21 protein-coding genes and 1 pseudogene are annotated in these 21674 nt (G+C 69.5%); 6 read left to right on the top strand and 16 right to left on the bottom strand.

Annotated features, from left to right (window positions below; genetic code table 11):
• Positions 1 to 2: 2 nt before the first annotated feature.
• From AV521_RS10870 to AV521_RS10855, 4 genes are all read right to left on the bottom strand, one after another.
• The gene (locus AV521_RS10870; protein ID WP_076087017.1) at positions 3 to 407 is read right to left on the bottom strand and encodes a PPOX class F420-dependent oxidoreductase; all 405 of its coding nucleotides are present in this window, start codon (positions 405 to 407) and stop codon (positions 3 to 5) included.
• A gap of 82 nt (positions 408 to 489) precedes the next feature.
• Complete coding sequence (ispF, locus tag AV521_RS10865) at positions 490 to 990, bottom strand: 2-C-methyl-D-erythritol 2,4-cyclodiphosphate synthase (RefSeq protein WP_076087015.1); 501 nt, start codon at positions 988 to 990, stop codon at positions 490 to 492.
• Entirely contained in the window at positions 980 to 1732 is a 753-nt protein-coding gene (gene ispD, locus AV521_RS10860) for a 2-C-methyl-D-erythritol 4-phosphate cytidylyltransferase (RefSeq protein ID WP_076087013.1), read from the bottom strand. Before ispD ends, ispF begins: the two co-directional genes overlap by 11 nt.
• Positions 1733 to 2062: 330 nt before the next feature.
• The gene (locus AV521_RS10855) at positions 2063 to 2545 is read right to left on the bottom strand and encodes a CarD family transcriptional regulator (protein WP_003953493.1); all 483 of its coding nucleotides are present in this window, start codon (positions 2543 to 2545) and stop codon (positions 2063 to 2065) included.
• 651 nt (positions 2546 to 3196) lie between these two features.
• Here AV521_RS10855 and AV521_RS10845 point away from each other — a divergent pair.
• A complete protein-coding gene (locus AV521_RS10845; protein ID WP_076087011.1) occupies positions 3197 to 3886 on the top strand; it encodes a DUF461 domain-containing protein in 690 nt (229 codons plus the stop codon).
• 71 nt (positions 3887 to 3957) lie between these two features.
• Here the strand turns inward: AV521_RS10845 and AV521_RS49225 are convergent.
• From AV521_RS49225 to AV521_RS10835, 3 genes and pseudogenes are all read right to left on the bottom strand, one after another.
• A pseudogene (locus tag AV521_RS49225) lies at positions 3958 to 4077 on the bottom strand (helix-turn-helix domain-containing protein); the annotation flags it as partial.
• Positions 4078 to 4373: 296 nt separating this feature from the next.
• On the bottom strand, positions 4374 to 5054 hold the full coding sequence (locus tag AV521_RS10840) for a response regulator transcription factor (RefSeq protein ID WP_076087010.1): 681 nt from the start codon (positions 5052 to 5054) through the stop codon (positions 4374 to 4376).
• Positions 5051 to 6310, bottom strand: coding sequence for a cell wall metabolism sensor histidine kinase WalK (locus AV521_RS10835; protein ID WP_076087009.1), 1260 nt, complete (start codon positions 6308 to 6310; stop codon positions 5051 to 5053). The genes AV521_RS10840 and AV521_RS10835 overlap by 4 nt, the downstream gene beginning before the upstream one ends.
• Positions 6311 to 6553: 243 nt before the next feature.
• Here AV521_RS10835 and phoU point away from each other — a divergent pair, with 243 nt between their 5' ends.
• Positions 6554 to 7243: a phosphate signaling complex protein PhoU gene (phoU, locus tag AV521_RS10830; protein ID WP_076087008.1), complete on the top strand. Its 690-nt coding sequence runs from the start codon at positions 6554 to 6556 to the stop codon at positions 7241 to 7243.
• A 192-nt stretch (positions 7244 to 7435) separates the two neighbouring features.
• Positions 7436 to 7591, top strand: coding sequence for a hypothetical protein (locus AV521_RS49220; RefSeq protein WP_179022995.1), 156 nt, complete (start codon positions 7436 to 7438; stop codon positions 7589 to 7591).
• A 1692-nt stretch (positions 7592 to 9283) separates the two neighbouring features.
• On the opposite strand, the gene AV521_RS10825 is transcribed toward AV521_RS49220, so the two are convergent.
• Both AV521_RS10825 and AV521_RS10820 read right to left on the bottom strand, forming a co-directional pair.
• The gene (locus tag AV521_RS10825; RefSeq protein WP_076087007.1) at positions 9284 to 9778 is read right to left on the bottom strand and encodes a hypothetical protein; all 495 of its coding nucleotides are present in this window, start codon (positions 9776 to 9778) and stop codon (positions 9284 to 9286) included.
• A 522-nt stretch (positions 9779 to 10300) separates the two neighbouring features.
• Entirely contained in the window at positions 10301 to 11062 is a 762-nt protein-coding gene (locus tag AV521_RS10820) for a phosphoglyceromutase (RefSeq protein ID WP_076087005.1), read from the bottom strand.
• 178 nt (positions 11063 to 11240) lie between these two features.
• On the opposite strand from AV521_RS10820, the gene AV521_RS10815 reads away from it, so the two are divergent.
• On the top strand, positions 11241 to 12494 hold the full coding sequence (locus tag AV521_RS10815) for an MFS transporter (protein WP_076087003.1): 1254 nt from the start codon (positions 11241 to 11243) through the stop codon (positions 12492 to 12494).
• Positions 12495 to 12627: 133 nt separating this feature from the next.
• Here AV521_RS10815 and AV521_RS10810 read toward each other — a convergent pair whose 3' ends face one another.
• From AV521_RS10810 to AV521_RS50675, 3 genes are all read right to left on the bottom strand, one after another.
• Complete coding sequence (locus tag AV521_RS10810) at positions 12628 to 12870, bottom strand: hypothetical protein (RefSeq protein ID WP_076087001.1); 243 nt, start codon at positions 12868 to 12870, stop codon at positions 12628 to 12630.
• Between the two features lie 223 nt (positions 12871 to 13093).
• Entirely contained in the window at positions 13094 to 13303 is a 210-nt protein-coding gene (locus tag AV521_RS10805; protein ID WP_107480869.1) for a hypothetical protein, read from the bottom strand.
• Between the two features lie 535 nt (positions 13304 to 13838).
• The gene (locus AV521_RS50675; RefSeq protein WP_256725499.1) at positions 13839 to 15761 is read right to left on the bottom strand and encodes a hypothetical protein; all 1923 of its coding nucleotides are present in this window, start codon (positions 15759 to 15761) and stop codon (positions 13839 to 13841) included.
• 413 nt (positions 15762 to 16174) lie between these two features.
• On the opposite strand from AV521_RS50675, the gene AV521_RS10790 reads away from it, so the two are divergent.
• On the top strand, positions 16175 to 16648 hold the full coding sequence (locus tag AV521_RS10790) for a carboxymuconolactone decarboxylase family protein (protein WP_076086997.1): 474 nt from the start codon (positions 16175 to 16177) through the stop codon (positions 16646 to 16648).
• 21 nt (positions 16649 to 16669) lie between these two features.
• On the opposite strand, the gene AV521_RS10785 is transcribed toward AV521_RS10790, so the two are convergent.
• Positions 16670 to 17110, bottom strand: a complete 441-nt coding sequence (locus AV521_RS10785) for a DUF2000 domain-containing protein (RefSeq protein ID WP_076086995.1) — start codon at positions 17108 to 17110, stop codon at positions 16670 to 16672.
• A 49-nt stretch (positions 17111 to 17159) separates the two neighbouring features.
• Between AV521_RS10785 and AV521_RS10780 the strand changes: the two genes are divergently transcribed.
• The gene (locus AV521_RS10780; protein ID WP_076086993.1) at positions 17160 to 17954 is read left to right on the top strand and encodes an AraC family transcriptional regulator; all 795 of its coding nucleotides are present in this window, start codon (positions 17160 to 17162) and stop codon (positions 17952 to 17954) included.
• Here AV521_RS10780 and AV521_RS10775 read toward each other — a convergent pair.
• From AV521_RS10775 to mshA, 3 genes are all read right to left on the bottom strand, one after another.
• A complete protein-coding gene (locus AV521_RS10775; protein WP_076086991.1) occupies positions 17933 to 19588 on the bottom strand; it encodes a glycosyl hydrolase family 28-related protein in 1656 nt (551 codons plus the stop codon). The two genes, AV521_RS10780 and AV521_RS10775, sit on opposite strands and share 22 nt — an antisense overlap.
• A gap of 99 nt (positions 19589 to 19687) precedes the next feature.
• Entirely contained in the window at positions 19688 to 20188 is a 501-nt protein-coding gene (locus AV521_RS10770; protein ID WP_076086989.1) for a YbjN domain-containing protein, read from the bottom strand.
• Positions 20181 to 21518, bottom strand: coding sequence for a D-inositol-3-phosphate glycosyltransferase (gene mshA, locus AV521_RS10765; RefSeq protein WP_076086987.1), 1338 nt, complete (start codon positions 21516 to 21518; stop codon positions 20181 to 20183). Before mshA ends, AV521_RS10770 begins: the two co-directional genes overlap by 8 nt.
• Between the last annotated feature and the right edge of the window lie 156 nt (positions 21519 to 21674).

Below are 21674 nucleotides of genomic sequence, written 5' to 3'. Positions count from 1 at the left end.
GCTCAGAACATTCCCACGACCTTCTCGGGCGTGATCCTGACGATCACCCGGGCGGCGTCCTTGACGGAGGCCGGGTTGAACTCCGCGTATTTCTTGCCGGTGTACTTCACCGACAGTTCGTCGATCAGCTCGCCGGCACCCTGCGTGGTGAACTCCGCGGTACCCCGGATCTCGCCGTACACGTAGGGCGTCTCGGGGTCCTGGACGACGACACTCACCCGGGGGTCGCGGTCGAGGTTCTTCTTCTTGCGGCGGTCGACGGTCGTGGAGAAGAGGATCTGGTCCCCGTCACGCTTCACCCACACCGGGGACAGCTGCGGGCGGCCGTCCGGCTGGATCGTGCCCACCACGATGAAGACGGGACCGTCGAGCAGGGACTTGAGCCGGTCTGGCAGGGCGGCGGGCATGGGTACCTCCTGGGTCGGCGGTGACTCTCCGGGTACCCTCGCACGCTCTCCGCTCACCCGCACCACGAACGGAACGGCGGACTCAGCCCGTACGGACCACCAGTGCCGTCGCGATCGCCATCAGCCCCTCCTCCCGGCCCGGGAAGCCGAGGCCGTCCGTGGTGGCGCCGGAGACGAAGACGGGGGCGCCGGCCGCCTCGGAGAGGACCTTCTGGGCCTCGTCCCGGCGCTTGCCGATCTTCGGGCGGGGGCCGACGACCTGGACGGCGATGTTGCCGATGGTGAAGCCCGCCTCGCGGACGATCCGGGCGGCCTCCGTGAGGAGGGTCACCCCGGGGGCGCCGGACCACTCGGGACGGCCGGTGCCGAAGTGCTGCCCCAGGTCACCGAGCCCGGCTGCGGAGAAGAGGGCGTTGCAGGCCGCGTGGGCGACGACGTCCGCGTCGGAGTGCCCGGCCAGGCCCGGCCCCTCGCCCTCCCACTTCAGGCCCGCGCACCACAGCTCGCGGCCCTCCTCGAAGGCGTGGATGTCGGTGCCGATGCCGACCTGGGGCAGCGGCGTCGAGGGCTGTTCAGAAGCCATCGTTCAGCCTCCTGCGGGCCAGGACCGCCTCGGCGAGGACCAGGTCGAGGGGGCGGGTGACCTTGAAGGCCTCCTCGTGGCCCGGGACGGCCACGACCGTGAGCCCCAGCTGCTCGACCATGCTCGCGTCGTCCGTGACGTTGTCGGTGACGGTCTCGTGGGCGCGGACCAGGGTGGCCCGGTCGAAGCCCTGGGGCGTCTGGACGGCGCGCAGCCGGGCGCGCTCCGGGGTGGCGACGACCGGTTCGGGCTCGCCGGCCTCGGCGGCGGGCTCGACCTCCTTGACGGTGTCGGCGAGCGGGAGCACGGGGACCACGGCGGGCGCGCCGGTGCGTACGGCCTCGATGACCGCGTCGACCGTGTCGACCGGGACGAGCGGGCGGGCCGCGTCATGGACGAGGACGACGCCGTACTCGGGCGGCAGGGCGTCCAGACCGAGCTTCACCGATTCCTGCCGGGTGTCCCCGCCGGGCACGACCAGGAAGTCGGTGCGCTCGGGCAGGGCGTGCGCGTCGAGCAGGGACTTGACCTCGGCGGCGCCGTCGGACGGGGCGACGACGATCACCAGGGAGACATGGCGGGACGCGGCGAGCGCGCGGACCGCGTGGATGAGCATGGGCGTGCCGTTCAGCGCGCGGAGCGCCTTGGGGGCGCCCGGACCGAGGCGTACGCCCCGGCCGGCGGCGGGAATCACGGCGGCGACGGGGGTCTGCGCGGGCGAAGGGCGCGATTCGTCAGACATCGGTTCCTGTCAGGTTTGTGTGCTCGACCTAGGTGGGTATGGCCTGGAGGAGTGCCGGGCGCGACGCTTTGACCGGACCCTTTCCGTGACCCTGGTCGAGCCATCTGCCCGGGCCCGGCACATCAAGCAGGGGGAGTTTCCCCGAGGTGTACAGCGGGCGTTTCGGCGCCCCGTTTCCGGCTGCCGAAGCTGTGTTGAAGTTTTACGGTTTTCCGGGGACGAACATGCCGCAGCGCCCGGCGACATGGTCAGTGTCATCGGGCACCGCGGCATTTCACTGTGCTGAACGTGCTGAGCTTGACGGAAGCGAAGGTTCGCTGCCGTGGTGCGTCAGGAGGCGAGCACCTCGTCGAGCAGGGCCTCGGCCTTGTCCTCGTTCGTGTTCTCCGCGAGAGCCAGCTCGCTCACCAGGATCTGGCGGGCCTTGGCGAGCATGCGCTTCTCACCGGCGGAGAGCCCGCGCTCGCGCTCACGACGCCACAGGTCACGCACGACTTCGGCGACCTTGATGACATCGCCGGAGGCGAGCTTCTCCAGGTTTGCCTTGTAGCGACGGGACCAGTTCGTGGGCTCCTCCGCATACGGTGCGCGCAGCACCTCGAAGACCCGGTCCAGCCCGTCCTGACCGACCACATCACGCACACCCACGAACTCAGCATTGTCCGCTGGCACACGCACCGTCAGGTCACCCTGGGCGACCTTCAGCACCAAGTAGGTCTTGTCCACGCCTTTGATCTGGCGAGTTTCGATGGCCTCGATCAGCGCGGCCCCGTGATGGGGATAGACCACGGTGTCGCCAACCTTGAACGTCATGTGACAGGTACCCCTTCCGTGGCTATCCAGGGTAACACGGATACGGCGTCTTCTGAATGGCGTTTTCGCAGGTCAGGGCATATCTCGGGGCTTGACAACTGCGACAGGAACGTGCTGCGAGGGGCCTGCGGAGGCGGGAATTCGCAGGTCGGAGGGGCTCTTCGGGCGGGGTGAAACGCGTACGTTACACACTCCCGGAGCCGCCTCCAAGTGGACGAACGTCCCGTTTTGTCCGCTTCCAAGCGTACGACTTCCGCTACTCCGTTCGGTGACCCGTGGCCGATCCGGACCGATTCCGGAATTGATCAACGGCTGCCGGACAGGTGCAGTGTGATCAATATCGAGGACGGCCGTCGAGAGGGTCATCAAGCGAGCCATCAAGGGGCCATCGAGGCGTCACGCATTCCTTCACGGAAATTTTGCGAGCGGTTATGTGAATGGCGGACGAGCGCCCCGGCAAAGTGACTGGGGAGTCACTTGTGACGGGAGTGACGAGAGGTTCGCAGTACCCCCAGCCGGAGGCAAGCCGGACGCTTGGGGAGGGTCGGGTGCGGCCGCCTGGGAACGGCTCGGTAACCTAAGCCCGCTGACAGACACTTAGGGTGGCTTTATAAGGGGAGCCGCCCGCGCGTTCAAGGAGTTGCCGCCGCCGTGAGCAGCAGCCTTCGACGCGGCGCCCTCGCCGCCTCCGCCATCGTCTTCTCGATCGCCTCGCTCGCCGCCTGCGGCGCCGGTAACGGCTCCCAGACCCTGCAGGTCAAGCCGGACAACGCGGCGACCTCGGTTGGCAACATCAAGATCCAGAACGCGGTGGTCATCACCCAGCCCGACCTGAAGTCGACGGGTCCGGCGGTCATCTCCGCGACCCTGTTCAACCAGGCCGACACGGACGAGACCCTGCAGTCCGTCGCCGTCGAGGGCAGCAGCGAGACCGTCAAGCTGACCCCGGCCAAGGGCGGGAACCTGACCGTCCCGGCGCACGGCTCGCTGATCCTCGGCGGCAAGGGCAACGCCTCCGCGGAGCTGGCCAGTGGCCGTCAGGCGGTCCAGGACGGCAACGCGCAGAAGATCACCTTCACCTTCAGCAAGACCGGTGCCGTGAGCCTGCAGGCCTTCGTGGTGCCGGCCACCAGCTACTTCGACAAGTGGGGCCCGAGCACGATCCCGTCCGCCCCGGCGATCCCCACCGGCGTCCCGGGCGCGAGCGGCTCCCCGTCCACCAGCGGCAAGCCGGCCAAGGGCAAGGGCGGCAAGGCCACCCCGTCGTCCTCCGCGAGCGGCAAGGCGGGCACCGGCGCCACCCCGAGCGACTCGGCGTCGCAGTCGGTCGCCGGCCACTGAGCAACCGTACACACGAGGGCGGCACCCCAGCACGGGGTGCCGCCCTTCGTCGTACGGCGAGTACGAGCGGTTCACGGCTCGAACTTGTAACCCAGACCGCGCACCGTCACCAGACAACGCGGCGCCCCCGGGTCCGGCTCGACCTCGGCACACAGGCTCTCGACATGGACGTCGAGGGACCCATCCCCCACACACCCCTCGCACCGCCGCACGGGCGCTTCGGAGCACCGCGCCGGACTCCGCCCGGCCGGACAGGAAATGTCCCTGACACCGCCTCGATCACGGCTCGAACTTGTAACCCAGACCACGCACCGTCACCAGACAACGCGGGGCGCCCGGGTCCAGCTCGACCTCGGCACACAGGCTCTCGACATGGACGCCGAGGGACCCATCCCCCACACACCCCTCGCACCGCCGCACGGGCGCTTCGGAGCACCGCGCCGGACTCCGCCCGGCCGGACAGGAAAAGTCCCTGACACCGCCTCGATCACGGCTCGAACTTGTAGCCCAGACCACGCACCGTCACCAGATAACGCGGGGCGCCCGGGTCCGGCTCGATCTTGGCGCGGAGGCGCTTGACGTGGACGTCGAGGGTCTTGGTGTCGCCCACGTAGTCGGCGCCCCAGACTCGGTCGATGAGCTGCATGCGGGTCAGGACGCGGCCGGCGTTGCGCAGCAGCATCTCCAGCAGGTCGAACTCCTTCAGCGGGAGGTCGACCTTGGAGCCGCTGACCGTCACCACATGGCGGTCGACGTCCATGCGGACCGGGCCCGCCTCCAGGGCGGCCGGGGCGACCTCCTCCGGCTCGCCGCGGCGGCGCAGGACGGCCCGGATGCGGGCGACCAGCTCACGCGAGGAGAACGGCTTGGTGACGTAGTCGTCGGCTCCTATTTCGAGACCGACGACCTTGTCGATCTCGCTGTCCTTGGCCGTCACCATGATCACGGGGACGTTGGAGCGGCCGCGCAGCTGGCGGCACACCTCCGTGCCGGGCAGTCCCGGCAGCATCAGGTCGAGGAGGACGAGGTCGGCGCCGTTGCGCTCGAACTCGTCGAGTCCGTCGGGGCCCGTGGCCGCGACAGCGACCTCGAAGCCCTCCTTGCGGAGCATGTACGACAGGGCGTCGGAGAAGGACTCCTCGTCCTCGACGACGAGCACTCGGGTCACGGAAGGACCTCCGGGGCGGGAAGCGGTTCGTACGGGGATGACTCAGTGGGGTTGCCGGCCTCGTCGTCGAGGTCGGGGTCGGGGTGCTGCGATGCGCGGTCGCGGGCCGCACCCGCCTCCGGCAGCCTGAGGGTGAAGGTGGAGCCCTGGCCTTCGGCGCTCCAGACCGTGACCTCCCCGCCGTGCGAGGCGACCACGTGCTTGACGATCGCGAGACCCAGACCGGTGCCTCCGGTGGCCCGCGAGCGGGCCGGGTCGACGCGGTAGAAGCGCTCGAAGATGCGCTCCTTGTCCTTGTCGGAGATCCCGATGCCCTGGTCCGTCACGGCCAGCTCGATCATGTCGCCGCCGGGGGCGTTGACACGGCGGGCGGCTATGCCGACACGGGTGCGGGCCGGGGAGTAGTTCACGGCGTTCTCGACGAGGTTGCCCAGGGCGGCGGCCAGCTGGCCGCGGTTGCCCCAGACGTGCAGATCGGCGGTGCCGCCCGCGGCCATGGTGATCTGCTTCGTACCGGCCTGGTGGCGGCAGCGGTCGACGGCCTCGGCGACCAGCTCGTCCACACGGATGGGCTCCGCGTCCTCCAGCGGGTCGTCGTTCTGCACCCGGGAGAGGTCGATGAGCTCCTGGACCAGGTTGGTCAGGCGGGTCGCCTCGATCTGCATACGGCCCGCGAAGCGCTGTACCGCCTCGGGGTCGTCCGAGGCGTCCATGACCGCCTCGGAGAGGAGGGAGAGCGCGCCGACGGGCGTCTTCAGCTCATGGCTCACATTGGCCACGAAGTCGCGTCGCACGGCCTCGATTCTCCTGGCCTCCGTCAGGTCCTCGACCAGCAGCAGGACCAGGCGGGAGCCGAGCGGGGCGACGCGCGCGGAGACGGCGAGGGCCTCGCCGCGTCCGGTACCGCGCCGGGGGAGGTCCAGCTCGACCTGGCGTATCTCGCCGTCGCGTCTGGTGTCCCGGGCCATCAGGAGCATGGGCTCGATGGCGAGCTTGCCGCCCCGCACCAGCCCGAGGGCGTAGGCGGCGGAGCTGGCCTTGACGACGGCGTCGGCCTCGTCGAGGACGACGGCCGAGGAACGGAGCACGGACAGCACGGTGTCCACGCCCGGCGGGAGTACGGGATCGATATGCAAGGAAGTCCTGGTCGGTCGCTTCTGGTCGCGCTCGCTCCAGCGGAACGCCAGCATGGCGATGACGCCGGTGAGCACCCCGGCGATCGCTGCCGCTGCGGCGACCGCCGCGTTCACGTCCATGCATCCAGGTTAAGCAGGGCGTACGACAAGACCACAGCCGTCGAGGGGCGACCTCGAACACTCGTCGCCCAGAGTTCACCTTGGAGCCAGTATTGGTTCATTTGGGGTGGCAGAAACGGACGCGTACAGGCCACAGCGTGGGAGCGTGGGGTTCGCACCGCCGGTTTTTGCACGGGGCGCTCGGTCCGCTTGGTGTCACAGCCCCGGGAACCCCAGAACACGCACGTAGGAGAGGAAACCCTGATGCGGGACGCGTACCACGAGGAACTTGACTCGATCGGTGACAGTCTGGTGGAGATGGCCCGGCTGGTCGGGTCGGCGATCGGGCGCGCCACGACCGCCATCCTGGACTCCGACCTGAAGCTGGCCGAGAACGTGATCGAGGCGGACCAGAAGGTCGACGAACTCCAGCACGACCTGGAGGCGCGGGCGATAGCCCTGCTGGCCCGCCAGCAGCCGGTGGCGACCGACCTCCGTATCGTCGTCACCTCCCTGCGCATGTCCGCCGACCTGGAGCGCTCCGGCGACCTCGCCCAGCACGTGGCGAAGCTGGCCCGGCTGCGCTTCCCCCAGCGCGCGGTCCCGCAGGACCTGCACGCCACGATCCTGGAGATGGGCCAGCTCGCGCAGCGCCTGATGGCGAAGGCGGCCGAGGTGATCATCACGAAGGACGTCGACCTCGCGATGCAGCTGGAGCAGGACGACGACGAGATGGACCTGCTGCACCGCACGCTGTTCCAGCACCTGATCGACGAGCGCTGGAAGCACGGCATCGAGACGGCGGTGGACGTCACCCTGCTCGGCCGCTACTACGAGCGGTACGCCGACCACGCGGTGGCCGTTGCCAAGCGGGTCGTGTACCTGGTCACGGGCGAGCACGCGGACGAACTGCAGGCGGACATCCAGCCGGTGACGGGGGTCGAGGGATCCTGACCCTGCGGGCGGGACCCCCGGTACTCCGGGACTCCGGGACTCCGGGGCAAGGCTTCCGGGGCTTTCCGGGGCTTCCGGAGTGGCGTCGGGGGCGCGTGGACCCGTGAGCGCCTCCGTGCGCCGTTGATGCGCCCAGGAAAGCGGGCATGAAATAGACGAGGGCACCCCTGCCCCAGCGTCTAGGAGGGACCCATGGCCGAATCCCCCAGCACCACGCCCGACCCCACGCAGGAGCGCGTGACCGACCAGCCCGCCGAAACGAGGAACCTTCCGCTGATCGGTGCGTGCGGCTGCGGCTCGGGCTGCGGCTGCGGCTGCCAGTCCGGTGGCCCCTGCCAGTGCGGCTGAGGGCGGCGCGACGTCACAAGGGCCGGTGTGGATGCCAGTTGCGATCCACACCGGCCCTTGTCCTGTGCGCGGACCGGTTACAACCTCTCCAGTCGTAAGCGATGTCCGTCATCCCTGGTCGTGACGGCAACCACGGCCAGGGTCCTCCGCCGCGACGTTGCCCGGGACCACGCGTGAAGGCCAACTCGCATACGCTGCCGGGTCCTTGTGAGCCCTGAGTGCCGTTGGCGGGCCGCTTGGACGAATCGTCGGCGCTGTCCTCGCGCGACACGGGCTTCCCGCCTCGCCCATCGATGTCCCACTCGTCGTCGCCCGCTGCGGCTACGGCGATGCGGAAGCAGCACTGCCCCGAGTCGGCCCAGACGGTGCAGTAGCTGGTCTTCGAGGCAGGCAAGCGGGCCGCGAAGCCGGTGAAGTGACGGGAAGATTCCCGGCGGGCTGTCCAGCCTGCCCGCTGACACCCCGCTGGCCTTGATCACCAAGGCCGGCGTCGGACGAGTCGCGCGAGGAATGCAGTTCGGTGTCACATGCCAGTGGATCGAGGCGAGACTCTTCGAGTGAAAAAACCGGCGCAAGGCCGTCTGACCGGCGGTTCGCTGGTTGTTGGGATGTATTCAAATCATACGTTCAGCTCCAGTGCTCACAGCGGCGGCACTCGTGCACAGAGTTCGTTCGCGCCTTCCACAGATCACAAAGCCGAGAGGAACAGTTATGCGTCTCACCCGCTGGGCTCTCGCTGCTACAACGGTGACGGCATCCGCCTCAGCCATCGGCCTGCCCCTCTTCTTCACAGACTGGACGTCCCAGAGTTCCGATGTCGCGCAGGTCCGCATGGTCAGCGCCATCGGCACCTCGCGAGACAAAGCCGAATCGTCCCAGGCGCCCTTCACGGATCCGGGCCTGTGGGATTCAGAGCCCCCGTGTTTCAGCTACGGCGGCCCCTACTGCGGCTCGGTGAGAAAATACTGGGGCGGCTGCGACAAGGAATGGGGCCTGAGCTACGGAATCAAAAACCCTGATTGGATCTGCCGCCATGATCCCCGTCCGAGCCCCTCGGCCACGCCCAGTCCCTCGGGCAAGTCGGCCTCCCCCGGAAGCGGTGGTTCCTCGGGCGGAAGTGGCGGCTCTTCGGGCGGTAGTGGCGGTTCCTCGGCCGGAGGCGGCGGTTCCTCGGCCGGAGGCAGTGGCTTAGCCAGGCCCCACCGCTTGGCCGCATCCAGACCCCCCGGCCATGACGGCCACCACCGCAAGCAGCAGTCCCCCCAGACCAGTCCCGCCAAGAGACCTCCGACGACCAGCAGCAGCGGCGGTGCGCACCCGCCGGTGCCGGTCGAACCGCAGGCGCCGCCGGAGGAAGAAGACCTGCTCGCCCCTCGCCCCGATCTCCACATCGGAGTCGGCTGGCCGGTACCGGACCGTGACAGCCAGGCAGACTACACAGCGAGTCTTCTCCAAGCCGCACACGCAGCTGTGGAGGAGGCGAAGGAATACGTCTTCGCCTGCCCGACGGCCACATGGACCGCTGGACGGAACTGCAAGGACACAGCGCCGTCCCGGCGGGGCCGGCCCGGCCGTCTCCCCGCAGGTCGGCCGTTCGTCAATTGGTACAGCTGAGGCGACAGCACCTCTGGTCCCTGACATCACGGGATGTCAGGGACCAGAGGTGCTGTCGCCTGCGCTTCCGGCCGGGTGTCACTCGCCGGAACGGCGTCGGCGAAGCCAGGCCATGGCCAGCGTTGCCCCAACCATCAGCAAACCGCTGGCCGCGATCACGATGTACTTCGCGCTCAAAAGGCTGGTGCTCCAACTGGCAGCCGCGTCTTCATGCCCTTTCTGGGGCAACGGGGAACTGGACGGGCCACTCCCACCGTGCGGACCAGCAGCGTCCTCGCGGTCTCCGTCGTCCTTGCCGTCGCGGCAGTGGGCGACCGGGAAGGGAAAGGCGCGCTTGTGGTTGTCGAGGGCCTTCACCTCGAAGAACGGATGCACCCTGAAGAAGTCGCGAATCTTGAGCTCATACTGGCCGCTCGTCTGGGTCGGATAATTGACGTCCAGATACGTCGTGACAGAAAAGGTGGTCCACGGTGCCTCCGGCGACGAGGAGGGTCCCGAGCCCACGAGGACGAGAGCCTCCGGGCCACGCCGGTCATTGGTCAGAATCGCCCTGAGGCCCTTGTCGATGAGCACGACACGGCGGTGGCTGTGGCAGTCACGCCAGGGATTGCCGTGACCGCGGTGCCCGCCCCCGTCACCGCGCCACACGACACCTGACACATGCCGTACAGACGCCTGCGCAGCGACGTCGGCCGATGGGGACACCAGGGCGAAAGCCGCACCCGCCAGCGGCGCTGCAACCCAGGAACGAAGATTCATCCGATGACCTCCATGGGTGGCGGACGCGGGCGACCACCTGCTGCCCGACATATCCGAATCTAAGAAGAAACTAGGAGAAATCATCTCTTCACACCGTGAACGCCCTCGGGGAGCCGTACTACTTGTCACTACTTGTCACTCAACCGCAGCAGTCTCGGACGGAAGAAGCAGGTGGTGGGCGGCTTCGGCGGGGGGCGCTGAGCGGTGGCGTTACGGGCACACGCGGCCGAACCGCGACGAGAACGAGCAACGCGTCGTGCATCGAGAGAAGGCTCAGGCCGTGAAAATGCCCCCGATCCGCGCCGTAAGCGCGGGTCGGGGGCACGGTTATGAAACCTACTTCTTCTTGCCCTGGTTCTTGACCGCCTCGATGGCCGCCGCGGCCGCCTCGGGGTCGAGGTACTTGCCGCCGGGGGTGACCGGCTTGAAGTTCTCGTCCAGTTCGTAGTACAGCGGGATGCCGGTCGGGATGTTCAGGCCCGCGATGTCGGCGTCGGAGATGCCGTCCAGGTGCTTGACCAGGGCGCGCAGCGAGTTGCCGTGGGCCGCGACCAGGACCGTGCGGCCGGCCAACAGGTCGGGGACGATGCCGTCGTACCAGTAGGGGAGCATCCGGACGACGACGTCCTTCAGGCACTCCGTGTCGGGGCGCAGCTCCGGCGGGATGGAGGCGTAGCGCGGGTCGTTCGCCTGGGAGAACTCGGAGTCGTCCGCGAGCGCCGGGGGCGGGGTGTCGTAGGAGCGGCGCCAGAGCATGAACTGCTCCTCGCCGAACTCGGCCAGCGTGGCCGCCTTGTCCTTGCCCTGCAGGGCACCGTAGTGGCGCTCGTTCAGGCGCCAGCTGCGGTGGACCGGGATCCAGTGGCGGTCCGCGGCCTCCAGGGCCAGCTGGGCCGTGCGGATCGCGCGCTTCTGGAGGGACGTGTGGACCACGTCGGGGAGGAGATCGGCGTCCGTCAGGAGCTCGCCACCGCGGACTGCCTCCTTCTCGCCCTTCTCGTTGAGGTTGACGTCCACCCAGCCGGTGAACAGGTTCTTCGCGTTCCACTCGCTCTCGCCGTGGCGGAGGAGGATCAGCTTGTACGGTGCGTCGGCCATGGGAAAGAGCGTAATCCACGCCTTCCCGGCCCTGCCCGGACCGGTCGATGGGTGGACCGTTGACGGCATCTGTTAATCGAGTGGCCGCCGGAAGACCTTGTATGTAAGTTGTGCCTACCGCTTGAGGTACTTACAGCGTCCATATCGGGGCGCTCATTGATCCATGGGGGGTCTTGTCATGTCCGCCGCTCGTCTTCGACGTGCCGCCCGGGAGAGCGTCTCCGGGCTACCCCGCGAGTTCTGGTGGCTGTGGACAAGCACCCTCGTCAACCGGCTCGGCGCCTTCGTGGCCACGTTCATGGCCCTCTATCTCACCCTCGACCGCGGCTACTCGGCCTCGTACGCCGGTCTCGTCGCCTCGTTGCACGGACTCGGCGGGGTCGTCTCCTCGCTGGGGGGCGGAGTCATGGCCGACCGGCTGGGACGGCGGCCCACTCTGCTCATCGCCCAGTCCGCCACGGCCGCCTCGGTCGCGCTGCTCGGCTTCATGACCGACCCGGTCGCCATCGCCGCCGTCGCCTTCCTCGTCGGCATGGCCTCCAACGCCTCCCGGCCGGCCGTGCAGGCGATGATGGCCGACATCGTCCGGCCCGAGGACCGGGTGCGGGCGTTCTCGCTGAACTACTGGGCCATCAACCTCGGGTTCGCCGTCTCCTCGATGGCCGCCGGCTTCATCGCCGAGTTCAGCTATCTCGCCGGGTTCCTGATCGAGGCCGGGATGACCCTGGCCTGCGCGCTCGTCGTCTTCCTGAAGGTGCCCGAGTCCCGGCCCACGGCGCAGGTGAAGGAGACGGACAGCGCCGTCAGCCTGGGCACCGTGCTGCGCGACGGGCGGTACATGGCCGTCGTCGGACTGTCCTTCCTGGTCGCGCTCGTCTTCCAGCAGGGGTCCGTGGGGCTGCCGGTGGCCATGGGACGGGCCGGCTTCTCGCCCGCCGACTACGGGGTCGCCATCGCTGTCAACGGCATCCTGATCGTCGTCCTGCAGATTCCGGTCACCCGGTTCATCGAGCACCGCGACCCGCGCACCCTGCTCGTCGTCTCCTCGCTGCTCGCCGGCTACGGCTTCGGACTCACCGCCTTCGCCGGGTCGGTCGGCGTCTTCATGGTCACCGTGTGCGTCTGGACGCTCGCCGAGATCGTCAACGCACCGACCCAGACCGGACTCGTCGTACGACTCTCCCCGGTGCACGGGCGCGGGCGTTACCAGGGCGTGTACACGCTGTCGTGGTCGGTCGCCGCGCTGGTCGCACCGCTGATGTCCGGCGCGGTCATCGACCGCCTGGGCGCGCGGTGGCTGTGGGGGATGTGCGCCGTGGTCGGGACGGTCGCGGGGCTGGGGTACGCGGTGCTCATGCAAGGGCTGGCGAAGATGAGCCCAGCGGAGCCCGCTCCGGCCGTGGACGCCGAGCCCGAGGTCCGTACGGCCTGAGGCGCTCGGCCGTGGGGCTCACGGGCCGGGCTCCGCAGACCGCACCGGCCAATGACCAGTGCATGGAAACATCCCCGCCCCGCACCGAGAGCATCACGGTGCGGGGCGGGGGAATGAAGGTACGGCGCAGCAGTCAGTGGCCGGTGGTGCCTTTGAAAATGGAGCCCATTTGGCCGAATCCAGATGCATCCGTGCCGAAAGCGGGTTTGGCGTGGGAGTTGCTCCCGAAATCGCCGCCGCTGTTCGGCATGGCACTTCCGCTGTTGCCCATGAGGTCGCCCATACCGTCGTTGTCGTCGGCGAGGGCCTGGGCCGCACCTCCGAGCAGAACGGTCCCGGCGAGAGCGATGGCGGCCAGCACGGTACGTGTACGCATGAAGCGTCTCCTTCGGTGGGTGTGTGGTCGCCAGAGGTATGCCGCCGACCGATACACGAGAAGCGGTGACGTGCGCACAAGCACCCGAATAGGGGCGCACATGGCGCCACCCGCGTGGGCACCCCCGCCGAAAGAGTTGCCCGGAGGAATCGCAGGGGACATGACCGAGCCCCCTGCCCGGAGTCTCCTCCGGGCAGGGGGCTGGGTGCGGTGATCGGGACGATCAGAGGGAGGCGTTGAAGCCGACCTGGTGGGTCTGGCCGAGGGCGCCCAGGGCCTCTCCCGAGACGGCGCTGAGCTGGGACAGGGCGCCGGCGCTGCTGAGGGTCGTGTTGTCGAGGGTGAGGCTGAGCTCGGGCATCAGACCGCCGGCGACAGTGTCGAGTTCGGCGTCGGAGATCTCGAGGGTCTCAACCTGGTGAGCGGAGTTCATGGGGAAACTGCCCTTCGCATCATGGTCCACAGGGGAAAGCGGCACCGCCGGGGGACATACGGTGGGCCGCGGCCGCAGGCGTGCGCCGTCCCTTTCGGACACCTGGCGCGATTCCGGCGGTGCGAGCGATCAAACCACGGAGCGCGCCGGCCATCCAGCCAACCGCAGCTCGGCCCAGGTCAGTTGGCCCCGCCGCGTGCCCCATCCGTGCGGGCGCGGTCACGCTTCCGGGACCGTTTCTCCACATGTGGCGCCACTCAGGCCGGTCACAGCTATTGCCACCGCGACGCCGGTCCGGGACAACTCGACACCAACGGAACGACTCGTTCCGCGGTTGCGTACGCACTGTGCAGATTCCGTACCGGGATACATGCGGGCCCTTCCGGCGCCGGCATCGAGACCCCTCGGCGGTTCGCTCAAGCCTCCTTGCGGAGGGCGAACCACACGGCTTAAGCCGTAACGATCAAGCCCCCGACCGGCACGCATGGCGCCGATCGGGGGCATTTTCACGACCTGGGTCCGCGTAGGCCCTCGGTCAGGGCACGTACGACGAGGTGTTGCTGGCCCACAGGGCGCCGCCCTTGCCCGGGCCGCCGGAGGCCGTGTAGACGACGAAGTTGCCGTCGCTCTGCTGCACGGCGTACGCGCCGGTGTGGCCGGAGGTGTGGGAGGACCACAGAGCGGTGCCGGTGCTTGAGTAGACCACCAGGTTGCCGTCGCTCTGCATGTACGCGTACGCGCCGGAGTGGCCGTAGGTGCCGGTGGACCAGAGCGCCTTGCCGTCGCGCTTGCGGTAGAGCACCACGTTGCCGTCCGGCTGCACCACCAGGCGGGTGTACTTGGCCTGGGCCCACCAGCCGCCGTAGAGCTTCTGTCCCGAACCGATCGTCGCCGACCGCATGTAGGTGCCGTCCGACCACAGGGCGGTGCCGGTGCTTGAGTAGACCACCAGGTTGCCGTCGTCCTGCACCAGGAAGTACGCGCCGGAGTGGCCGGAGGTGTGGGAGGACCACAGAGCGGTGCCGGTGCTTGAGTAGACCACCAGGTTGCCGTCGCTCTGCATGTACGCGTACGCGCCGGAGTTGCCCGAGGTGTGGCTGGACCAGATCGCCGGGCCGCTGCTGCTCGTCCCGTTCGTCTTGAGGTACGCGACCAGATTGCCGTCGCTGCCCATCGACAGGGTGATGTTCGCGCTGCTCAGCCGGTGGCCGGAGGTGAGCTTTCGGCCGGGCTGGAGGGAGTTGACCGTGTTCGCGCCGCCGGCGAAGGCAGCGGTGCCGTTGGGCGTGCCGAGGCCGGTCGGACCGTCGTAGCCGGTGCCGGCGGTGCAGAAGTAGCTCGGGGAGCAGGTGCCGTCGGCGCCTGTGGTGACGTCGTTCAGGGCCGACGTGTGGCCGTAGGGGTACGAGGACGGGTAGCTGTTCGCGGTCGGGGTGCCGGCGAGGGCGTAGGTGGCCGCGATGATGGGCGACGAGGCGCTGGTGCCGCCGTAGACGTTCCAGCCGGAGGCACCGGTGGTGTCGTAGACCGCGACGCCGGTGGCCGGGTCGGCGACCGCCGAGACGTCCGCGACCGTGCGGCGGGCGCAGCCGGTGTCCGCCTGCCAGGTGGGCTTGGCCTCGTCGGCGGAGCAGCCGGATCCGGTGCCCTCGGTGCTGCCGGTGGACCACACCGACTCGCTCCAGCCGCGGGAGTTGCTCGCGCGGCTGAGCGAGGTGCCGCCGACCGCGGTGACATAGGGGGAGGAGGCCGGGTACTGGACGCCGTAGCCGCTGTCGCCCGCGCTGACGGTGATGGCGACGCCGGGGTGGTTGAAGTACTGGACGTCGGCGGTGGTCTCGGACGGGTCCTCGGAGCCGCCGAAGGAGTTGGAGACGTACTTGGCGCCGAGGGCGACGGCCTCGTTCTCGGCCGTGCCCATGTCGGTCATGCTCGTGGAGGATGCCTCGACGAGCGTGATGTGGCACTGCGGGCAGACCGCGCTGACCATGTCGAGGTCGAGGGATATCTCGCCGGCCCAGCCCGAGTCCACGCTGGGGTAGGTGGTGCCGCCGGTCTGGTTGACCTTGTGGAAGCAGCCGTTCGCGGTGGTACAGGCGGGAAGGCCGTACTGGGACCGGTAGGCGGCGAGGTCGGACTCGGCCGTGGGGTCGTCCATGGCGTCGACGATCGCCACGGTCCGGCCCGAACCGGCGGTCGCGGACGGCAGGTTGTAGGCGCTCTGCAGGTCCGATGGGCCGTAGCCGGACGGAGCGGTGTGGGGGCTGACGGTCAGGTGCTGGATGACGTCGGTGCGAGCCTCCGCCAGACACGCCACATGGCCGGGCGTGGTGGCGTGCGCGCACAGGTGTTTGGCGTGGGCCGCCGACGCCGCCGACGATCCGGCCGCGAACGCGGTCGTCGTGAGGCCCACGCTGGATATCAGTGCCGCGGCGGACAGCAGAGCGGCGGCGGACACCGCGCGGTGTCTCGGTCCGCTGTCCGGCTCGGAGGTGGAACGTTCAGTCCTTGAGCGCAAGGATCCACCCTTCTGTGTGTGACGACGGAGGCAGCTGGTCTGCCCATGACAGCCATTTCGGCAGATGTCGGCGGATGTGCCATGAAGTGGGGAACGCGCCCGGTCCGCTCAGGATGTTCGGGCTCTTCCATGAGCCGCTCATGAGCTGCCTGCTTGTTTCATGCCGCCGCCGGCTGAACGCTAGCCACGCGGTCGGCCGGGCACAACGAGGAGCGAGGTAAATCCTTGATCATGGAACGACCGCAGCAGGCGCCCGCGAGTGACTGGTGTCACACTCGCTCACGTCACATCTTCCCGGCCCGTTCCGTCAGAGGGGTGTAGTCACCAACGGCCACATCACACGGGAGCACACCATGGACGCTCGTCTGAACATCTTCGCCAACCCGGTCACCGGCAAGTTCTTCAGGTACATCAACTCGGCGGGGAAGGTCGTCTCGGACTCGCCCCTGCCGGCCGCGACGCAGGAGCTGGTGAAGATCCGGGCCAGCCAGATCAACGGGTGCGGGTTCTGCACCGACATGCACACCAAGGACGCCACCGCCGCCGGGGAGACCGCTCAGCGGCTGCACATGATCGCGGCCTGGCGGGAGGCCAAGGTGTTCTCGGACGCCGAGCGGGCCGCGCTGGAGCTGACGGAGCAGGGCACCCGTATCGCGGACGCGGCCGGCGGTGTGCCGGACGAGGTCTGGGCGAACGCCGCCAAGCACTACGACGAGGACCAGCTCGCCGCCCTCGTCTCACTGATCGCCCTGATCAACGCGTACAACCGCGTCAACGTCATCGTCCAGCAGCCCGCTGGCGACTACCAGCCCGGCATGTTCGACTGACCCGGACCGGGGACCCGCACCTCACGGGTGCATCCGCGCACCCTTCAGCACCTTGTCCACCGCGCCCCGCGCGCCGTGCACCGCCAGCCCGACCAGGTCCAGCTCGGCGGTCGGTACGGCCCGCACCGCCGCGCGGTTGTCGCGGTCGTTGCCCGTCGCGAACAGGTCCGAGGTGAAGACGGCGCGGGGCAGGGCGCGGCTCAGCGCCCTGCCGTGGGCCGCCTTCAGGGTCTCCTTCGAGCCCTCGAAGACCAGCACCGGCTGGCGGAACATGGGGAGGTAGCCGACGCCGTCCGCGTCCTCGTACGGCTCGCCGATCACCTCGGGGACCTGGCTGCCGAGACCGCTGACCAGGAACGCGGTGACGTTGAGGCGCTGCCAGGGCTCCAGGTCCGCGCGCAGCAGTACGGCGATCTTCGTGTCGAAGCGAACAGGCTCGGTGGGGATCGGTTCGGTGTTCATGCAGTGAGACTGCCGGGCGGCCGGGCAGCGGGTCTTGTACGTTCTTTGCGTGGCCGACCAGCAGGAAGTCTCCGCCTGGCGCCCGCGGATCCCGGGTGTCGTGGAGGTCTTCCACGCCCACTTCACCGAGTACGCCTATCCGATGCACGTCCACGACGCCTGGACGCTGCTCATCGTGGACGACGGGGCCGTACGGTACGACCTCGACCGGCATGAGCACGGCACCCCGCTCGACACCGTCACCCTGCTCCCGCCGCACGTGCCGCACAACGGCTCCCCCGCGACCCCGGACGGCTTCCGCAAGCGGGTCGTCTACCTCGACACCAGCCGTCTCGACAGCGATCTCATCGGGCGTGCCGTCGACACGCCCGACCTCCGGGATCCCGTACTGCGGCTGCGCGTCGGGCAGTTGCACTCCGCCCTCGCCCACCCCGGCGACGAACTGGAGGCGGAGAGCAGGCTGAGTCTCGTCGGGGAGCGGCTGCGCGGGCATCTGCGGCGGACGGCCACAACGGCGCACCGCCCGGACCCCGTTCTCGCCCGCTCACTGCGGGAGTTGCTCGACGCCCGGGTCGTCGACGGTGTCTCGCTGGAGGAGGCGGCGCGTCTGCTGCACGCCCATCCGGCCCATCTGGTACGGGCGTTCAGCGGTGCGTACGGCATCGCCCCGCACCAGTACCTGATGTCGCGGCGGGTCGGGCGGGCCCGGCGGCTGCTGCTGGACGGGCTGGCGCCGGGCGAGGTGGCCTCGGCCACCGGGTTCTACGACCAGGCCCATCTCACCCGGCACTTCAAGAGGCTGGTGGGGGTCACGCCCGGGCGCTACCGGCGCAGCTCGCGCTGAGCGTCGTACAGATTGCGCGGGCGTACGGCGTCCGTCGTGCCGTACAGCTCCAGGCGGGAGTGCGGATCGCCGGTGAAGTCGGGGACGTCGATCTGGTCGAACTCGCTCACTTCGTTCAGCCCCACGGTCGCCGAGTACGGCGCCAGGCCGTCGATCTTCATCAGGCCCGCGCGGCCGTTGGTGACCCGGATGTTCCAGTGCGTGAAGCGGGCGCCGAAGAGCGGTCCAGCGTTGGCGTCTCCGCCGTGGCGGCCGTTGTTGTTCACCGTGATGTCCGTGCGGACGTTCGCGAAGGGCAGGCCACGGTGCGAATCGAAGGTGCCCATCCGCATCTCGCCGCGCGACCAGACGTTGTACGACGACAGTCCCTCGACGTTGATGCCGTGCAGCTGTGTGTTCGGCGGGGCCGGGACCGTGCGCTGCTCGATGGTGAAGTCCTCGATCAGGTTGTCGTGGGAGCCCTCGCGGCAGAAGTAGGGGTGGTGCGAGCCGCGGCCGGCCACGCGCGTGCGGCGCAGGGTGCAGGCGGAGGCTGCGACCAGGCCGAAACCGTTGTCGGCGTTGCGGACCGTGACGTCGTCCACCCGGCAGTCGTAGGCGCACTGCAGGACCACACCGTTGTAGCCCTTGTCGAGGAGGTGGGGGGACATCGGGGTCTCCACCACGTCGAGCGTCAGGCCCTCGACCGCCGAGCCGGTCAGCTCCGTTACATGGGTGGTCAGTTGCGGGTTCCACTCGGGGCGCAGGTCCAGCGGGAGCGGGCGTTCGAGGGTGATCCGGCGGCCCTGGACGCGGGTGATGCGCACCGGCCACTCGTAGGGGATGTACGACAGCAGTTTCGTCTTGTCGTCCCAGGTGTACGACGCCGGGCCCGGGCCGCCGCCCGCCATGTGCTGCAGGAGGGTGTGGCCGGGGCCGTCGGCGAGGCGGAGGAGGACGAGCCGGCCGGGGTGCAGGGCGGAGGCGTCCGCGACGGTGACGGTCCAGGAGCCCCGCTCGGCCGGTTCCACCGCCGTCAGGGCCGTCCACTCGTCCCGCTTGTTGCCGGTCCAGCCCTCGAAGGGCCAGGCGCGGGACCGGATCGCGGCCACCAGGGAGTCCCAACGGGACCTGGGCGCCAGCCAGATGAGGCCGCCCGCCCAGGACCAGGCGGACTTGTCGCCGCCGTAGCGGGAGCCGTAGACGCCGATCAGTTCGGTCAGGGACTTCGTGGCATGGAGGGTCGTACGGCCGCTGCCGGCGCCGCGCAGGACGACGTTCGAGTCGCCGACGCGGATCACGTCGTCGATGCGGAAGGTGCCGGGCGGGATGGTGACCGTGCCACCACCGGCCCTTCCGGCGGCGGCGATGGCACGGTTGATCGCGGGGGCGCAGTCGGTGGTGCCGTCGGGTACGGCGCCGTAGTCCGTGACGTCGGCGACGGTCCGGGGGCGCGGGAAGCGGGCGGCTCCGCCGTGGCAGCCGGACCGGCCGACGTAGGGGATCTGCGGATGGGTGAACGGGGTGCGCCTGAACTCCTGCCACAGCGAGGGGAATTCGGCCGCCCGCGCGGTACCGGTCGCGGCCCCGAGCGCCACGGCCGTGGCACCGGCCAGCAGGGTCCGTCTCGTGAGATGCGTGCTGCTCATGCCCATCCGCCCCTTCATATTCATGGATATGAACGACGTTCAGGATCTCGTCGGCGGTGAGCATGCCACTGCCTCGGCAGCAGAGGGAAGGGGGTGAACCGTAAGTCAGTCAGCAGGGCGTTCGATCAGATGCCTGAACGCGTCCAGGTTGCGCGTGGACTCGCCGCGGGACACCCGCCAGGCGTACTCCTTGCGGATGGAGGAGGCGAAGCCCAGCTCCAGCAGGGTGTTGAAGGCGCCGTCGGCCGCCTCCAGGACCTGGCCGAGGAGACGGTCGATCCCGTCTGGGGTGACGGAGGCGAGCGGCAGGCGGGCGGTGACGTAGATGTCGCCGAGGCGGTCGACGGCGTAACTCACGCCGTACAGCTTGAGGTTGCGCTCCAGGAGCCAGCGGTGGACGCCCGCCTCGTTCTCGTCGGGGTGCCGGACAACGAAGGCGTTGAGGGAGAGGGAGTGGCGGCCGACGAGGAAGGAGACCGTCGTGGAGAGCTTGCGTGTACCGGGCAGCCTGACCACGTAGTTCCCGGGCTCGGGGCTCTCCCACTCCAGTTCGGCGTCCTTGAGGACCCCCTCGATGACCTGCGCGGCCTTCTCGACATCACCCATGGTGGGAGCGTACGCGACGGCGGTGCGCCTGGGTCGCGGCCGTGTAGACGTCGGCGGTCGCGGCGGCCGCCCGGTCCCAGCCGAAGGACTGCGCGTGCCGGGCCGCGGCCCGGCCCATGGTCGCCGAGAGGTCCGGCTCGTCGGCGAGACGGCACAGCACGCGCGCGTAGTCGGCGGGATCGTGGCCGCCCACGAGGAAGCCGGTCGCGCCGTCGCGCACGGCCACCGGCAACCCGCCGACCGCGGCCGCGAGCACCGGCGTTCCGGCCGCCTGCGCCTCTATCGCGACCAGCCCGAAGGACTCGCTGTACGACGGCATGACCAGCACGGACGCGGCCCGGAACCAGTCCGCGAGCTGCTCCTGGCCGACCGGCGGGCGGAACCGTACGACGTCCGCGATGCCGAGCCGGGCGGCGAGCTTCTGCAGCCCCTCCGGCTTGGCGAGCCCGCTGCCGCTCGGGCCGCCGACGATCGGGACGTGGATGCGGGAGCGCAGCTCGGGGCGCTCGTCCAGCAGCACCGCCACCGCGCGCAGCAGGACGTCCGGGGCCTTCAGGGGCTGGATACGGCCCGCGAAGAGCGGGATCAGGGCGTCCGGGGGCAGTCCCAGGCGGGCGCGGGCCGCCGCGCGGCCGTCGCCCGGGCGGAAGCGGTCGAGGTTCACGCCCGGGTGGACCACGGCCACCTTCGCGGAGTCGGCGGCGTAGTGCCGTACCAGCTCGTCGGCCTCCTCCGCCGTGTTGGCGATGAGCCGGTCGGCGGCGGCGACGATCTGGGTCTCGCCGATGACCCGGGCGGCGGGCTCGGGGGTGTCGCCGTCGGCCAGGTTGGCGTTCTTGACCTTGGCCATGGTGTGCATGGCGTGCACCAGGGGGACGCCCCAGCGCTGGGCGGCGAGCCAGCCGACGTGGCCGGAGAGCCAGTAGTGGGAGTGGACGAGGTCGTAGTAGCCGGGACGGTGACCGGCCCAGGCCTGCATCACGCCGTGCGTGAAGGCGCACAGCTGGGCCGGGAGGTCCTCCTTGGCGAGGCCCTCGTAGGGGCCGGCGTCGACGTGCCGGACGAGGACGCCGGGGGCCAGCTCCACCGCGGGAGGCAGGCCGCCCGCCGTGGCCCGGGTGAAGATCTCGACGTCGATGCCCAGGGCGGCGAGCCGCTGGGCCAGCTCCACGATGTAGACGTTCATCCCGCCGGCATCGCCGGTGCCGGGCTGGTGGAGCGGGGAGGTGTGCACGGAGAGCATGGCGACCCGGCGGGGTCGGCGGTGGAGCCGGAGCCGTGACGCGGCCGACGGGGAACGTCGCCCGAGCCTGCTGACGTACTGGCTCACGTGGCGGTCCTCCTTGCTGCGGGCATGCCGGACGGAGGACCGACCTCGCCCTCCAGGGAGGTCCAACAGCGAACGAGGGCCCTGCCATTTCCCGATCAGGCCGCTTTACCCAATCATTACCGTGGATCGATCAACTGTTCGGATTCGGTCGGTGTC

The organism is Streptomyces sp. IMTB 2501 (assembly GCF_001953885.1).
Lineage (GTDB): Bacteria > Actinomycetota > Actinomycetes > Streptomycetales > Streptomycetaceae > Streptomyces.
Note: the sequence above shows the minus strand (reverse complement) of the source record. Positions and strands in the feature narration are given on the sequence as shown.

Excerpts from the sequence above, each read along its gene's own strand:
- AV521_RS10785 (WP_076086995.1), bottom strand. The coding sequence starts at position 17,110 with ATGAACACCGAACCGATCCCCACCGAGCCTGTTCGCTTCGACACGAAG.
- AV521_RS10810 (WP_076087001.1), bottom strand. The coding sequence starts at position 12,870 with ATGCGTACACGTACCGTGCTGGCCGCCATCGCTCTCGCCGGGACCGTT.
- AV521_RS10855 (WP_003953493.1), bottom strand. The coding sequence starts at position 2,545 with ATGACGTTCAAGGTTGGCGACACCGTGGTCTATCCCCATCACGGGGCC.
- ispF (WP_076087015.1), bottom strand. The coding sequence starts at position 990 with ATGGCTTCTGAACAGCCCTCGACGCCGCTGCCCCAGGTCGGCATCGGC.
- ispD (WP_076087013.1), bottom strand. The coding sequence starts at position 1,732 with ATGTCTGACGAATCGCGCCCTTCGCCCGCGCAGACCCCCGTCGCCGCC.
- AV521_RS10770 (WP_076086989.1), bottom strand. The coding sequence starts at position 20,188 with ATGGGTGATGTCGAGAAGGCCGCGCAGGTCATCGAGGGGGTCCTCAAG.
- AV521_RS10805 (WP_107480869.1), bottom strand. The coding sequence starts at position 13,303 with ATGAACTCCGCTCACCAGGTTGAGACCCTCGAGATCTCCGACGCCGAA.
- AV521_RS10835 (WP_076087009.1), bottom strand. The coding sequence starts at position 6,310 with ATGGACGTGAACGCGGCGGTCGCCGCAGCGGCAGCGATCGCCGGGGTG.
- AV521_RS10790 (WP_076086997.1), top strand. The coding sequence starts at position 16,175 with ATGGACGCTCGTCTGAACATCTTCGCCAACCCGGTCACCGGCAAGTTC.
- AV521_RS49220 (WP_179022995.1), top strand. The coding sequence starts at position 7,436 with ATGGCCGAATCCCCCAGCACCACGCCCGACCCCACGCAGGAGCGCGTG.
- AV521_RS10775 (WP_076086991.1), bottom strand. The coding sequence starts at position 19,588 with ATGGGCATGAGCAGCACGCATCTCACGAGACGGACCCTGCTGGCCGGT.
- AV521_RS10820 (WP_076087005.1), bottom strand. The coding sequence starts at position 11,062 with ATGGCCGACGCACCGTACAAGCTGATCCTCCTCCGCCACGGCGAGAGC.
- phoU (WP_076087008.1), top strand. The coding sequence starts at position 6,554 with ATGCGGGACGCGTACCACGAGGAACTTGACTCGATCGGTGACAGTCTG.
- AV521_RS10870 (WP_076087017.1), bottom strand. The coding sequence starts at position 407 with ATGCCCGCCGCCCTGCCAGACCGGCTCAAGTCCCTGCTCGACGGTCCC.
- AV521_RS10815 (WP_076087003.1), top strand. The coding sequence starts at position 11,241 with ATGTCCGCCGCTCGTCTTCGACGTGCCGCCCGGGAGAGCGTCTCCGGG.